At 48.3% G+C, this 13,037-nt stretch carries 16 protein-coding genes; 13 read left to right on the top strand and 3 right to left on the bottom strand.

Annotated elements, in window-relative coordinates; genetic code table 11:
• Nucleotides 1–41: 41 nt before the first annotated feature.
• The 10 genes from J7619_RS09400 to J7619_RS09440 all read left to right on the top strand — a co-directional run bounded on the left by J7619_RS09400 (nt 42) and on the right by J7619_RS09440 (nt 8,347).
• The gene (locus J7619_RS09400; RefSeq protein WP_291197272.1) at nt 42–758 is read left to right on the top strand and encodes a hypothetical protein; all 717 of its coding nucleotides are present in this window, start codon (nt 42–44) and stop codon (nt 756–758) included.
• A 377-nt stretch (nt 759–1,135) separates the two neighbouring features.
• On the top strand, nt 1,136–1,561 hold the full coding sequence (locus J7619_RS09405) for a hypothetical protein (RefSeq protein WP_291197274.1): 426 nt from the start codon (nt 1,136–1,138) through the stop codon (nt 1,559–1,561).
• Between the two features lie 2 nt (nt 1,562–1,563).
• On the top strand, nt 1,564–1,803 hold the full coding sequence (locus tag J7619_RS32235; protein ID WP_409012716.1) for a type II toxin-antitoxin system HicA family toxin: 240 nt from the start codon (nt 1,564–1,566) through the stop codon (nt 1,801–1,803).
• A 236-nt stretch (nt 1,804–2,039) separates the two neighbouring features.
• On the top strand, nt 2,040–2,816 hold the full coding sequence (locus J7619_RS09410; RefSeq protein WP_291197276.1) for a hypothetical protein: 777 nt from the start codon (nt 2,040–2,042) through the stop codon (nt 2,814–2,816).
• 58 nt (nt 2,817–2,874) lie between these two features.
• Nucleotides 2,875–3,594 (top strand): hypothetical protein, encoded by a 720-nt coding sequence (locus J7619_RS09415; RefSeq protein WP_291197278.1) that lies wholly within the window; start codon nt 2,875–2,877, stop codon nt 3,592–3,594.
• 360 nt (nt 3,595–3,954) lie between these two features.
• The gene (locus J7619_RS09420; RefSeq protein ID WP_291197280.1) at nt 3,955–4,674 is read left to right on the top strand and encodes a BRO family protein; all 720 of its coding nucleotides are present in this window, start codon (nt 3,955–3,957) and stop codon (nt 4,672–4,674) included.
• A gap of 915 nt (nt 4,675–5,589) precedes the next feature.
• Nucleotides 5,590–6,927: an MFS transporter gene (locus J7619_RS09425; RefSeq protein ID WP_291197282.1), complete on the top strand. Its 1,338-nt coding sequence runs from the start codon at nt 5,590–5,592 to the stop codon at nt 6,925–6,927.
• Between the two features lie 39 nt (nt 6,928–6,966).
• Complete coding sequence (locus J7619_RS09430; protein ID WP_291197284.1) at nt 6,967–7,353, top strand: VOC family protein; 387 nt, start codon at nt 6,967–6,969, stop codon at nt 7,351–7,353.
• A gap of 25 nt (nt 7,354–7,378) precedes the next feature.
• Complete coding sequence (locus J7619_RS09435; protein ID WP_291197286.1) at nt 7,379–7,873, top strand: DinB family protein; 495 nt, start codon at nt 7,379–7,381, stop codon at nt 7,871–7,873.
• A 51-nt stretch (nt 7,874–7,924) separates the two neighbouring features.
• Nucleotides 7,925–8,347 carry a secondary thiamine-phosphate synthase enzyme YjbQ gene (locus tag J7619_RS09440; RefSeq protein WP_291198299.1) on the top strand — a complete coding sequence of 141 codons (423 nt, stop codon included), beginning with the start codon at nt 7,925–7,927 and terminating at the stop codon, nt 8,345–8,347.
• Nucleotides 8,348–8,507: 160 nt separating this feature from the next.
• On the opposite strand, the gene J7619_RS09445 is transcribed toward J7619_RS09440, so the two are convergent.
• From J7619_RS09445 to J7619_RS09455, 3 genes are read right to left on the bottom strand one after another with little or no spacing between them, the layout of a single operon-like run.
• Nucleotides 8,508–9,671: an adenylosuccinate synthetase gene (locus tag J7619_RS09445; RefSeq protein ID WP_291197288.1), complete on the bottom strand. Its 1,164-nt coding sequence runs from the start codon at nt 9,669–9,671 to the stop codon at nt 8,508–8,510.
• Nucleotides 9,671–10,600, bottom strand: a complete 930-nt coding sequence (locus J7619_RS09450) for a hypothetical protein (RefSeq protein WP_291197290.1) — start codon at nt 10,598–10,600, stop codon at nt 9,671–9,673. The genes J7619_RS09445 and J7619_RS09450 overlap by 1 nt, the downstream gene beginning before the upstream one ends.
• A gap of 4 nt (nt 10,601–10,604) precedes the next feature.
• Complete coding sequence (locus J7619_RS09455) at nt 10,605–11,459, bottom strand: hypothetical protein (protein WP_291197292.1); 855 nt, start codon at nt 11,457–11,459, stop codon at nt 10,605–10,607.
• A 269-nt stretch (nt 11,460–11,728) separates the two neighbouring features.
• Here J7619_RS09455 and J7619_RS09460 point away from each other — a divergent pair, with 269 nt between their 5' ends.
• From J7619_RS09460 to J7619_RS09470, 3 genes are all read left to right on the top strand, one after another.
• Complete coding sequence (locus tag J7619_RS09460) at nt 11,729–12,007, top strand: hypothetical protein (RefSeq protein WP_291197294.1); 279 nt, start codon at nt 11,729–11,731, stop codon at nt 12,005–12,007.
• A 12-nt stretch (nt 12,008–12,019) separates the two neighbouring features.
• On the top strand, nt 12,020–12,400 hold the full coding sequence (locus J7619_RS09465; protein WP_291197296.1) for a DoxX family protein: 381 nt from the start codon (nt 12,020–12,022) through the stop codon (nt 12,398–12,400).
• A gap of 72 nt (nt 12,401–12,472) precedes the next feature.
• A complete protein-coding gene (locus J7619_RS09470) occupies nt 12,473–13,006 on the top strand; it encodes an SRPBCC family protein (RefSeq protein ID WP_291197298.1) in 534 nt (177 codons plus the stop codon).
• Nucleotides 13,007–13,037: the final 31 nt, after the last annotated feature.

Consider the following 13,037-nt stretch of genomic DNA (forward strand, 5'->3'; position numbering starts at 1 on the left):
CTTAGTTACTTACTAACTTCGGAAAAACAAACACTTTACACATGAGTTTCTTTTCCTTGCTTCGTTTGGCCTCAATGGCAACTATTGTTCTTACTTCTACGGCTTTGTCGTGTCAAGATCATAATATTCCAGATCCTGATCCCGTCTCAAATTGCACCCGCATTGACGATACTCCGCGAGCAGTGGATTGTGAATTTGAAATTGTAGAAGTCGCATTTTATAGGGGCTCAGTTTCAGATGAGAACCTGTATGGAAAAGTTACACCAAATGACTCTAATCTCGTAATAAAGGAGCGATTCAAGTATGAATTTGTTGCCGGCTCTGCCAGTTCGCTCTTTTCGATTGGACTTATTGCAAAGATTACGGTCAAGCGCATAGCACCCGCCCCGGCAGGATCCAACATATATATATTTCGGTCGACGATCCAATCCTTCAAGGACCCCCGTTTTCCAGAGGCGGAGAGAGATAGCAGATTCGGCTTCCTTCTTGATGATGATCGATATGATCAGGTTGCAATAGACGTGCCGGTCGGAGGGACATTTACGTACAACGACATTATGGCAGGCTTTCAAGGCCAATACACTACCGACAAAACGACTGGCTTATTTGTCTACCCAGTAAATCCCACCTGGGTTATTGTTCAGAACGTTGAAACATCCAAGAAGCTCAGAAACGTGCCATATAGCTACACGCTTTTCCGGGATCAAGCAGAAGCAAGGCTAAAATTCGTGCCCAAAGTTATTGCATCTGGGGTTTAGTATTAAATAAAAAGACAAAGATCATGCTGAATAAAATGGGTGATTTTTGTCTTTTTAAGATGCCTGAGCCATGACCGAGGAGACGAAAGCTCGAATCTCTCATGCGTCGAGTGCTACTTGATTAATGAACGAACACCAGATATCAGTGAACAGCTACCTTTTGATAAAATTCGCGCGTATTGTCCCCCCAACAACGGGATATACGCAACACTTCACACAACTCCCACATTATTAGTTATTTATAATAACTTTTTTGAGTAACGATTAATCACCTAACAGGCTGATTTTTAACATTTTATTTGCAAATAAATTAACCCTTTTCGTTCGTTTTGTGTTATTATTGCGAGTGTTAAAATGCGTTATCGCCAGAACCCAAAATGATAAGTAAAAAAGGACAGGATAATCCAAAAACTTCCATTGAGATGAATTTTGGAAAAGATTCCGAGCAGACATCCCCCGAAAATCTGAGAGTGTCGAAAGATGGCCTGGCAGGGAGATTAAAGGTTTTCACTGGGCAGCAAGGAGATTTTGTAGTTAGTATCGTGCCTAGCCTTAACGTCTCTGGATATGGCCATACCGAAGCGGAAGCCATGGAATCATTGAGAGAGACCCTTGGGACATTCTTCATCGACTTGTTTGAACTTCCGGAGGTACAACGACACAGGGAACTTAATAAACTTGGATGGGAAGCCGAGCCAATGTTTAAGAAAAAGTTCTCAAAGGCATTTATCGACCAAAATGGTGTGCTGCAAGACTTCGACAACCCAGAGCAGGTAAAAACTTCAATTTTAACTGCTGCGTAGATTTGGGGAATAACAGGCCAATAAAAGTAAAGGATTGGATTCGATTTCTTGAAGCGCACGGATGCAAAAAGAACCGCCATCAGGATGGTTCTCACGAAAAGTGGAAGTGCCCAGGTTGCTTCCGAACTATTGTATTCCGACACCAGGAGAAGGAAATTCCTGCGCTGCACCTTCGGACAAACCTACAAAGCATGGATATGTCAATAGATTACCTATATGAGTGGGTGGAAAAGAATTGCTAATAAATCAGAGGCCTATAAAGCCCTTTTTTAATGAATACCGGTAAACTAAATCGAATTAGCCTTTCCTGAGCCATAACCTACTTATTTTCCACTTCTTTACCAGCCAGTACTACAACAAATTTTCTGCAGACCCGTCTCCTTCTGTTGCCGGACGTATACAGCTGATTGGCACGAGTAGTATTTGACTTACAGTTACTTATATTTCGTAACTTCTGTCAACCTTACTACTCAGCAAAATGAAAAGCTATCCCCTTATCAAAATCGCAGCCTTGTCCGCCGTCCTTACAACGGTTATGGCTTTTTCCTGCCAGGATCACCACAATCCAGACCCTGATCCTGTTACTAATTGCGAGCGCGTAGAGGGTGGTGCCCGCGCGTTCCCCTGTGAATTTGAAATTGTAAAACTTGAGTTCCTTCGCGGTACTACCAACCAGGTAGTAAGCACCTTTCTACCTGGTAACGCCAAGGTTGCATTGCCTATCAATGCGTCGCAGGCGTACTTTTGGCTCTCGATGCATTCGAGTGTGTATATGCAGTACCGCGTGCGCGTACATGTGAAACGGATTGCACCCGCTTCATTTCAGCCGGTGGGTGGTTACGAATTGGTGTATTACCGCATGGCTCCGATCGTGCCCGGATACCCGCCTGTTTATAACGACATCATTGCCGAGCCCGGTGTCGTGGAGTCGGCGGGAAATACCCTGCCACTTTCTCCCGCCAAAAGGCCCGTTAACTTCGATATGCCAGTGGGTGAAACACGGACAGCCGAGTTGCTGGTTACCCTCGGTTTCGATTACGAGATTCTGGGTGGTGTGTATGACGCGGAAATGATGATCGGAGTCGTGAACAACACAACGGCTCTCAAACTTTCTGGCACTCCCTACAACTACAATCGCGGAAGAGACATTCAAGAGGCAAAACTGTCGTTTGTACCTGAATCAACTTGCGAAAGCAACGCCAATTGCCAGATACTTAATCAAGGAACGTGGCAAGCCCCTGATTGGGCATTTTAACATTTGGTTGCCGGCTACTTCTATTTTGTAACTTCTATCAACCTTGCCGCTCTGCAAAATGAAAAACTATTCCCTTATCAAGATTGCAGCTATGTCTGCCGTATTTGTAACAGCCATGGCGTTTTCCTGCCAGGATCACAATTTGCCCAATCCGGATCCAGTGGTTAACTGCAAACGCATCGATGGGACACCACGTGCATTTCCTTGTGAATTTGAGATTGTCAAGGTGGAGTTCTTGCGAAACAATACCTCACAGGTAGTCAGGACAGTTTTCCCATCAGATCCAAATGTTGAATTGCCAATTAACGCCGCCAAATTTTATGGTTGGGGATCGGGCCGCTCTTACATATTTATGCAATACAATATTAGAGTTCACGTGAAGAGGGTCGCTAATCCATCATTTCTGCCTGTGGGAGGATACGAGGTTATGGACTATAGTCTTACGCCGGCTTACCCGCCCTACCCACCACTTCATGATGATCTCATTGGCCCTGGTGGATGGCCTCCTCCTGGTTCTCCTGCGGCAAATCCTGTTGCATTTGACATGGCGATCGGGGAGACGAGAACCGTCGAGAAAATGGTGACAATGCAATTCAACACAGAATTTCCGCCAGTTACCCTGTCATATGGACCCAACATTGTAAGTGTGGTCAACAATACAACAACTATTAAGTTGATAAACGCCCCGTATAACTATGACAGGTTAAGGGATGTTCATGAAGCAAGAATAGCTATCAACCCGTCGCTGACGTGCGAACCAGGAGAACTATGCCTGTAAACAGCTGCTCGTACTAATTTTGCAGACATCGGACTGGGCAAGCACGCAGAAAGCCAGGAATCATAGAAACCTGGCTTTCTGCGTGCAACAAGTTGATTGCTACACGTAACCTCCACATCAGAGATAAAACCGATGTTCGGCAAAGCTACAAAGTTCCATTACTTTTGCAATAGCACACCGGCGCATTCGTAATGGATGGGTAGGCCCACGGAATAGGTAAGAGCCCCGGCCAGACCGGGGAGACGAGAGTTCGAACCTCTCATGCGTCGGGTGCTGTTTTTGACCGTTAAATAATATTGAGATTAACTGATAAGGTCGCGATGTATACAAGTATATATTAGGAAACAAAACCCTAAATATATGCAAGTACAGATTTTTAAGTTTGAACAAAAGGAACAGCACCTGTTGAATGAGATAAGAACCGTTGAGATAGACGGGAAAATCTGGTTTGTAGGAATTGACGTCGCGAAGGTACTCGGGTATTCAAATACTAACGACGCTAATGCAAGGCACTGTAAATCAAGCGGCATCGTGAAACGCGAGGTCGCTACTACGAACAAATTTACGCCTATGCAAAACATGTCCTTGATCAATGAGCCGAATGTTTATCGGCTAATAATCAAGTCACAATTAGAAAGTGCAGAACGATTTGAAGAATGGCTTTTTAGCGAGGTGCTGCCTTCTATTCGCAAAAAGGGCTTCCATGGAAAAATCGACAGAACCGCTCTGCCCAATTTCATTGAACGGTATAAAGACAACTATCATAAGCTACCGCCAGACCACTTCTCTGTCATATCGGAAATGTATGCACGGCTATATTTGGCACTTGAAAAAGTTGGCTATCAAATACCCGACAAGGGCATGGCTGGCAAACAAATGATGCCGGACATTTCGGTCGGTCGCGGATTCGCCACCTTCTTAAAGGACAATAATTCGAAATTCTATGATGAGTGCCAAACGGTTGAACGAGAACATCGACCGAAACGTTGTCAAATTGAATCTGCAATCAAAGGGCCTTTTAGCTGTCGTATCAAGAGGAGTACGGAGCCTGGGAATACTCGGGCTAGTGTGGGCGCTTGAGTCTTGCGGAAGTTATGACAAAGAAACAGCAAGACAACTGAATGTCACTGATATAGAAGTAGATACATTACATAAAAAATTGCACCAAAGATAAAAGATTTTGACGGATCAATGGATATCTTGCAAACTAACAAAGGAAAGCTCGCCGAGACATTTTCCGAAAAATAGTAATGGAGCCCTTAGCCAACCTAATTTCCGGGGATAACTTGTTTAAATACTCATTCACTTTGGGTATTGTCATGGTTGCGTTTTCGATAGTGTATCCAATGAATAAACGTCATGATCTAGAACTCGAACGAGTAAAATATCGTGAACAGGTAGCATTTGTCTCGTTAGATATCGAGTTACTCGAAAAGAGGATTCATCAAGCAGAAAAGCAAAACCAAGAGCGAGAAAGACGCAATTAGGAGGAAGTTCGCGGTGTATTCTGCCGAGCTCGATTCAATCGACCATAACAAGCAACAGCTAAAAATCAAGAGCGCAGCTATCGACAACTTGAACGAGCGAATTAACACGTTAAAGAATCAAACAACTGAGTTTGAGCACATAACATTTTGGATGACCATTGTAGGCGTCGTCCTAGCTGCCTTCGGTTTCGGGTTTTGGACCAGCCAGACTTTCTGGAATAAACCAGCCAAGTAGCTTAAAAATTCTTGAACATTTAGCCCGGCACCCGTCGGGCTTCTTTGTTGTAGATATTATAACTCGAAAATTTCATTGTGAGTCTCATTGTGAGTCATATCAACAAGCTCTCAAAAATAGCCCTCAGAAGCTCCCATAGGCACATTTCCCGAATCCTGTCTCATTTCACCCGTAAATTGTCCTATACTCACCCCGGAAACAAACCGGGCTGGCCGTATTTTTGTATCAACACTTCGCAAGCCGGTGACAATCCGGTGATTAATCCATATCGTTATGAAAACGTTTTATGCGGTTTTAGCCAACTCACTGGCGGCCGCGCTTACGAATACGTTTGTCTGGTTTGCCGTCACGTTCTGGGTCTATCTCGAAACCCGGTCGGTACTCGCCACGTCGGTCATGGCCGGAGTTTACCTCGCAACGGTGGCTGTTTCGGGCTTTTTCCTGGGGTCAATCGTCGACAGGTACCGGAAAAAGACCTCGATGATGCTCTCGGCCACGCTCACCCTGGTGCTCTACATCCTCGCCCTGATCGTTTATGTTTCCACGCCCGAAGCTGTTTTCAAAGACGATTCGAGCGTGAACCTATGGCTTTTTATAACGCTCTGCCTTTTCGGGGCGATTACCGGAAACATCCGCTCCATTGCATTATCCACTGTGGTAACCATCCTGATCGACGAAGATAACCGCGACAAGGCCAACGGAATGGTCGGTACGGCGAACGGGGTATCGTTCCTGGTGGCGTCGATTTTCAGTGGTCTCGTAATCGGTTACCTGGGTGTGTTGTGGATGATGGTGCTCGCTGTGGGCCTGAGCGTCCTGGTGATCCTGCATTTACTCACCATTTCGATTCCTGAAAAAGAAGTCGTTCATACCAATTCACACATGCAGCACATCGATATCCGTGGTACCATTGCCGCCGTAGGTATGGTCCCGGGGCTTTTCGGACTGATTTTCTTCAACACGTTCAACAACTTTCTCGGGGGCGTTTTCATGTCCCTGATGGACGCTTACGGCCTCTCCCTCGTATCGGTGCAGGCCTGGGGAACCCTGTGGGGCGTGCTGAGCCTCGGTTTCATCGTCGGCGGACTGGTGGTAGCCAAGCGGGGCCTGGGAAAAATGCCTTTGAAAACCCTGTTCAGGGCCAACATCGTGATGTGGCTGATTTGCATGGTGTTCCCCATTCAGTCGTCGATCGTGCTGCTGGGTATTGGCATGTTCGTTTACCTCTGCCTGATCCCAGTCGTGGAAGCGACCGAACAGACGATCCTTCAAAAGGTGATCCCGCACGAGAGGCAAGGGCGCGTATTCGGGTTTGCGCAAAGCATTGAACAGGCCGCTTCGCCGATCACCGCATTCATGATCGGTCCTATTGCCAAGTTTGTTTTCATTCCCTTCATGACTACCGGTGCCGGCGTACGGCTGATCGGCTCCTGGTTCGGGACCGGCACGGCTCGCGGCCTGGCACTTTTATTTATCGTGACGGGTATTGTCGGCCTCATTGTAACGCTGATCGCCATGCAATCGGCTGCGTACCGGAAGTTGTCGCTCGTTTATCGCCAACCAGCGCCCGAATATGACACCAACAACGTACCAGTCAGCGAAGAGGCCTGAGATTCTTTTTATTTCAATCAACAACTAATCTACACAACTATGTTTGGACAAACGAAAGCTTTCAGCGGGTACTCGGTAGACGACCTGAGCAAAGCGCGACAGTTTTATGGCGAAGTACTCGGAATAGAGGTATCGCAGCAACAGGAAATGCCGGTTCTCCATTTGCACATTCACGGAGGTTACGAAGTGATCCTGTATGAAAAACCGAACCACGAACCAGCGACTTTTACCGTCCTCAATTTCCCTGTCAGGAACATCGAAGAGGTGGTTAAAACACTCAAATCCAAAGGTGTAAAGTTCGAAAGTTACGACTGGCCGGGGTTCAAAACAGACGCCGACAACATCATGCGGGGCAACGGCCCTACCATCGCCTGGTTTACAGATCCGGCCGGAAACATCCTGTCGGTCATTGAAACTGAAAAATAATCACTCTTAACCTTCAACTGAAAACATGGAAAATGTAAAGAGCACCCGCATGCAGGGCATTGTGAGCCTGTACAACTTGCAAACGCCTTTTTTTGTTTTTGTAACAGAAAACATCTCCCGCGAGGACACCCAAAAGCGACTGGATACCAAGGCTAACCATATTGGCTGGCTCGCAGGCGCGCTCGTGGAGCAACGTTTCGACCTCGCCCGGCACCTCGGCTACGACGGGCACCAGCAGGCCGACGAACTGTTCAAGGAATTCAAGGGTATTCAGGACGGCGTGGAATATCCGTCGATCGCATCATATCAGGACGACTGGAACAAAATCACCCCCATCCTGAAAGAACTGTTGAGCAATGTAAGCGAAGAAGAGCTGGAACGGCGCATCGATATGGGTCCGGAGTTCTCATTGTCGCTGTATGAACTGATCACGTTCTCGATTTACCGGGAGGCGAACATCATCGGGCAAATCGCCCTCTGGCGGAGATTACTCGGGTATCCGGGCATGCGCTACATGTAAAAATAGGTGGAATTGTACTTTCTTGCGGGCTAAACAGCGATCATGCATTCTATGAAAATGTTTCAGCAAGGCATTCAGCTCAAAGCAAGAAGCCGCGGGTTCCATCTTATTACGGGGGAAATCCTTCATGCATTACCCTCGATCAGCGAAATCAAAGCCGGGATGTGCCAGGTATTCATCCAGCACACCTCGGCTTCGCTGACGATCAACGAAAATGCGGACCCGACTGTACGCATGGACTTTGAAATGTATTTCAATAAATCCGTTCCCGAAAACGATCCCGATTACCGCCACGACTACGAGGGTTCCGACGACATGCCGGCGCACTTGAAGGCGTCGCTGCTGGGAAGTTCGGTGATGATCCCCGTGCGGAACGGCCGGCTTGCACTGGGTACCTGGCAGGGGATTTACCTTTGCGAGCACCGCGACTACGGCGGGCCGAGGAACGTCATGGTCACTGCGTGGGGGATTTGAGCAGCGTCCGGCCGGAGTGGAAACACGTCTGGATTGCCGGAAATGATGCTATCCTGGCCATTATAATAGTATTAAAAGTATTAACCATATTACAAGTACGACCCATTTGCGATACCTTCCAGTATGTTCAGGCAACAATAATTGACAAAGGGCAAAATCCTCAGCGCCACTGCCTTATTGTTTCGGAACCTGGCCCGTCGTTCGTCCAGACCTTGTCGCAAAGCGCAATCTGTTTCAAAAATGAATCCCGGGTTGGCGCGGTCAGAACATTCCCTCCCGAGAGGTATTGATAACCCGTCAGTTGGTCCATGCAGGATATAACCATTTGCTTTTCTGCGTCGCCTGCAAAACTGGCGTCGCATTGCAACGCGTACCTGAGCATGTCGGTATCGAGGATTCCTGTCCGAAATGCCCCCTGGTACCCTTCCGGCCTGTTTGTTTCGTGCAGGTTGTTAATCAGGGAAACCGGAAAGTTTTCAGCCGACATCCAGCCATTGCCGTGCCGCGTCTGGTAGGCTCTGGTGAGGTAATAAACCGTCGGAGTCGCGTGCAGGCCATTGCGGCGAAGTATTTCAAAGGCGTTTTGGCTCGTCGTATTCGACCGTGTGACGTTCGGGAAGATACCAAAATCCATATCCAGTAAAATCCCCTGCCCGCCTTCGAAAATATAGTTTTCAAAACCCATTTCGAACAGCCGGCGTTCGGTCAGCAGGCGGACTGTGTCCCGGGCGGCTTCCACATCCGCAAAAAACTGGTCCAACCGCATGATTTCGAGTTCCAGCGCTTCGAGACAACTTTCCAGCCCGCGGGCCCTGAACCTGATCCGATAGTAATCGCGTACGGCTTCGAGCTTACGTTCCAGAACTGCGGGGAAAAACAGGTCCTGTGCATAGAGTTTATATGGCCCCTGGTTCCGCTCGACGGTCGCACCAAACCCCACACCCACGGTACCGTGAGCGAGGTTGGCGCGGTCGCTTACATTATAGAATTTGTCAAAAGGCGTGGTAACCATTGCCAGCGGGTCCACGAACAATACCGGGGTGACACTCCATCGTTGCAATGCCACGGATTCCCTCACAATGCCCTTGGGATCGACGGTACAGAACCGCGAAAAAAATACGGGCACTTCCCGGAAGGAACCGGAACCGAAGTTTGAAAAAACATGCAACTGACCGTCTGCATGCATAACGGTATGCCCGCATTGGTGGCCGCCATTAAACCTGATCACGACCGGATGATCCAGCTTGAAGGAAAGGTAATCCGTAAAAACACCCTTTCCTTCATCGCCATAGCCCATTCCCAGGACAATCTGAACGTTCCCCATTATAATGCGATAATGCCGGAAATGCCGTGATCGCGGCGAACGAGTGAGTCTTTGACGGCCACCAGCGCATTGGAAACCGATTGCCGTGTTTTGCTATCGAAACTACGCATCGCGGCATCAGCATTCACCCCTTTGACCAGTGCCACCGTGGTGGCTATGAGCTCAGCAATATTGTTCTGATCTTCGAGCACGAGGAAACGCTCGCCGAGTAAGGCCTTCCATTGCGAAAACACAAAATGGTCGTTATGATAGCTGGCTTCATTGGCATGGATATGAAAAACAAAGTATGAACGGCACGCTTCGTTCAACAGCGACGCCGCATGGAGATTTTCTCTTCCATGGTACCCGCATTTGGCCTGCAACAGATCGGCAGCCATTACATCATGGAAACCTTCGTCGCCAATCGTGAAAAGGAAGCCTTTTTCTTGCCTCTTCTCAAAAGAATCAATGGAAGTGTGTCTCGCCGCGAAATACCATGCGAGCGGGTAGCTTTCGCGGTTCTGCCCGCCTCCGCCCCGCTCGATGAAAATCCGGGAAAGACAGGCATCCAGCTCGATTGTACCGGATTCAAACTGACCTACCTGCAAGGGATAATCGTCGGAAATATGGTCTCCGACCGCCATGAACATGATTTGCGGATCAAGAATACCGTTGTCTATCAGTGTGTTCATTAAGGCACCGAGCTTGTTTTTAATCAGGTTTTCAGGAATCGAGCCCATCGAACCTGTGACGTCCAGCGCCACGATGATCGGCACCGAATCGGGATGCAACTGCGAATCCCGCGACTCACGGACATCGACACCGTCCGGGGAAAGATCGGGATGGATCACGCCCAGCTTGTTTTGCGTGAAGTTGTCGTCAATCGATTGGGTCCTGCGTACCCGGCTTACGCTGTCGTAAGCGTCATTACTCCATGAGGAATAGCCCATTGTTTCAAATATTTAAGTGTATGAATTGAGATGGAAAATTTCGGTCGAGCATTTCGCGGTACCTTTCGTAACAAGCCAGCGAATCGTCGTCGGAGCTCAGGAGAAAATCCACAAACTCCCGGTGGTGTGTTTTCCGCAAAGAAGTACCCAGCCCCGATCGGTCGCCGAGGAGGTAAGCCCCTATCCTTTTCACCATTTCCAGATCGGCATTTTCGGTGGCTGTTTTATCCCTCTGCATCTGCGCCGGGTACCAATGCCGGTATGCTCCCGATATAGTCTGTACCCGTCCGTTTATTGTTGAAAGGTGGTAAAAACCCGCTACGGCGATCCCGTGCGTTTCGGGTACCAGCATGACCTGCGCGGGCGTGAGGCCCAGGTGTGCGCGCCCTGTGTGCCTGTGCAGCAGCATACAGAATTCCAGCAACCGGGAAACAACCCAATTGACATGGTCCTGCGGCAACGTCAGGTTCAACAGCGGTATCGCTCTTTGGGAAAACCAAAAACTGGAATCCGAATCCCAGCTGTAAGGCATGTAACGCCGCAAATGCTCCGATGCTCCGGACGCGACTTCCTGCTGGTTACGCTTTGCCTGCGCGACCACCTGCATATCGCCCTGAAAGCGCACCCAATGATCGTTGGTCAGGAACCTGCCCGAATCGTCGGTGAAGCCGGACCCGCTCGTAAAATGCCGGAAGATTTCGATCAAATGGTTCGTGGCTTCCTGTGCGCGCGGATGTTTGCATTTGTCGGGATGGACGGCCTTCAATATTTCCCGGTACGTCATCGCCGTGCTTTCGGCCAATACATGGTAGTGGGTGGCTTCCAATACCTGCCCGATCATTCCGCTGTCGTCTGTCATGACACGTTGTTTCCGTTAATAAATACCCGCAAAAAGCTCAGAGAATGCCAAGGTATCAGAAGTAACGGCTCCAAGCCCGCGTGATTGAGCATGCGAAAGCTATGGGTTATCAATCGGTGCAACGCGGGGTTAACTCCCTTTGTCACAATCACCCCCTGACAATGTCGCAAATCACATCCCTTTTTCTTGACCGAACCCGCTTAGTTTGTAACATCGGAATAATGCCAGACGGAGTGGTTCAAAAACACCTTCAAAACTGATCGGAATAAATGGTAGAGGTATTCAAAACAAGCGTAGAAAAGCAAAGCCAGGCAAGACTGCTAATCGACCTGATTTGCCTTGCATTTACCGGCTACCAGGCCAGCTTCGACCTCGAAGATTGCGATAAGGTATTGCGGGTCAGTTGCGAAGGTTCAGAAGTGTGCCGCACCAGTATCATCGGGCTGCTGGAAAACTTCGGATATGCTGCGGCCATTCTGGAAGACGGTCATGCTGAAACCGGGTACTCCGGTAGCGTTCTAAATCCTGTCCATTCTATAACCATATAAACTACATCAACTATGAAAAAGACAAGAATCATCTTCTGGGTCGTCACGGGGTTACTGGCCGTCATGGTCGGCGTTGGCGCCGTGTACGATGCCATATCGGCACCGGAGGCGGTCGAACACGTGACACGTATTGGCTATCCGGCTTACCTGGTGCCTTTTCTGGGTGTTGCCAAAATCCTGGGCGTCATTGCGATCCTCGTTCCAGGCTATCCGAGAATCAAGGAATGGGCTTATGCAGGCATTTTTTACGATTTGTTCGGGGCTTTTTACTCACACATCGCATTCGGCGACGGTCCCGACATGTGGGCAGGCTTTATCATCGGTTTTGTTTTGATCGCCGTCTCCTATATCTACTACCACAAATTGCAGCGGCAGGCTTTCGCTACTGCCTGATCGCATCCGCCCTTGCCCCAATTATTTCATAAACAACTTATTACTCATTCCATAACCTAAAACATTTCAGAAATGAAGATCATTAAGAAAATCCTGTTTGTCATTGCAGGCATCATTGTACTCGCACTGGTGGCAGCACTTTTTGTGAGCAAAGAGTACAGCGTCAGGCGGGAGATCACCATCAACAAACCCAGCCAGGAAGTTTTTGACTATGTCAAATTCATTAAAAACCAGGAACATTATAACAAGTGGGTCATGATGGACCCGAATATGAAAAAGGACTACAAGGGTACCGACGGCACAGTGGGTTTTGTGTATGCCTGGGACAGCCAGAAGGACGATGTAGGAAAAGGGGAAGAAGAAATCAAAGTGCTCGAAGAGGGTAAAAAGATCGACCTCGAAGTCCGTTTTATCAAACCTTTTGAAGGAGTTGCCGTGACCGAAATGACCACCGAGGCTATTTCACCGACGCAAACGAAAGTTTCATGGGGAATGAGCGGACAAAGCGCCTATCCGATGAACCTGACAAACACCATCATGGACAGCATGCTCGGCGCAGACCTGCAAGAGAGCCTTCAAACGTTGAAAGGCATTTTAGAAAAGTAAGCAGCTAGTAGATTCATCAATCAATTAATCC

This window comes from Dyadobacter sp. (genome assembly GCF_017744695.1).
Classification (GTDB): domain Bacteria; phylum Bacteroidota; class Bacteroidia; order Cytophagales; family Spirosomataceae; genus Dyadobacter.

Bases quoted from the DNA above. Each gene is read 5' to 3' on its own strand.
- J7619_RS09425 (WP_291197282.1), top strand. From the start codon at position 5,590: ATGAAAACGTTTTATGCGGTTTTAGCCAACTCACTGGCGGCCGCGCTT.
- J7619_RS09470 (WP_291197298.1), top strand. From the start codon at position 12,473: ATGAAGATCATTAAGAAAATCCTGTTTGTCATTGCAGGCATCATTGTA.
- J7619_RS09465 (WP_291197296.1), top strand. From the start codon at position 12,020: ATGAAAAAGACAAGAATCATCTTCTGGGTCGTCACGGGGTTACTGGCC.
- J7619_RS09445 (WP_291197288.1), bottom strand. From the start codon at position 9,671: ATGGGGAACGTTCAGATTGTCCTGGGAATGGGCTATGGCGATGAAGGA.
- J7619_RS09455 (WP_291197292.1), bottom strand. From the start codon at position 11,459: ATGACAGACGACAGCGGAATGATCGGGCAGGTATTGGAAGCCACCCAC.
- J7619_RS09420 (WP_291197280.1), top strand. From the start codon at position 3,955: ATGCAAGTACAGATTTTTAAGTTTGAACAAAAGGAACAGCACCTGTTG.
- J7619_RS09435 (WP_291197286.1), top strand. From the start codon at position 7,379: ATGGAAAATGTAAAGAGCACCCGCATGCAGGGCATTGTGAGCCTGTAC.
- J7619_RS09415 (WP_291197278.1), top strand. From the start codon at position 2,875: ATGAAAAACTATTCCCTTATCAAGATTGCAGCTATGTCTGCCGTATTT.
- J7619_RS09430 (WP_291197284.1), top strand. From the start codon at position 6,967: ATGTTTGGACAAACGAAAGCTTTCAGCGGGTACTCGGTAGACGACCTG.
- J7619_RS09405 (WP_291197274.1), top strand. From the start codon at position 1,136: ATGATAAGTAAAAAAGGACAGGATAATCCAAAAACTTCCATTGAGATG.
- J7619_RS09460 (WP_291197294.1), top strand. From the start codon at position 11,729: ATGGTAGAGGTATTCAAAACAAGCGTAGAAAAGCAAAGCCAGGCAAGA.
- J7619_RS09450 (WP_291197290.1), bottom strand. From the start codon at position 10,600: ATGGGCTATTCCTCATGGAGTAATGACGCTTACGACAGCGTAAGCCGG.
- J7619_RS09440 (WP_291198299.1), top strand. From the start codon at position 7,925: ATGAAAATGTTTCAGCAAGGCATTCAGCTCAAAGCAAGAAGCCGCGGG.
- J7619_RS09400 (WP_291197272.1), top strand. From the start codon at position 42: ATGAGTTTCTTTTCCTTGCTTCGTTTGGCCTCAATGGCAACTATTGTT.
- J7619_RS09410 (WP_291197276.1), top strand. From the start codon at position 2,040: ATGAAAAGCTATCCCCTTATCAAAATCGCAGCCTTGTCCGCCGTCCTT.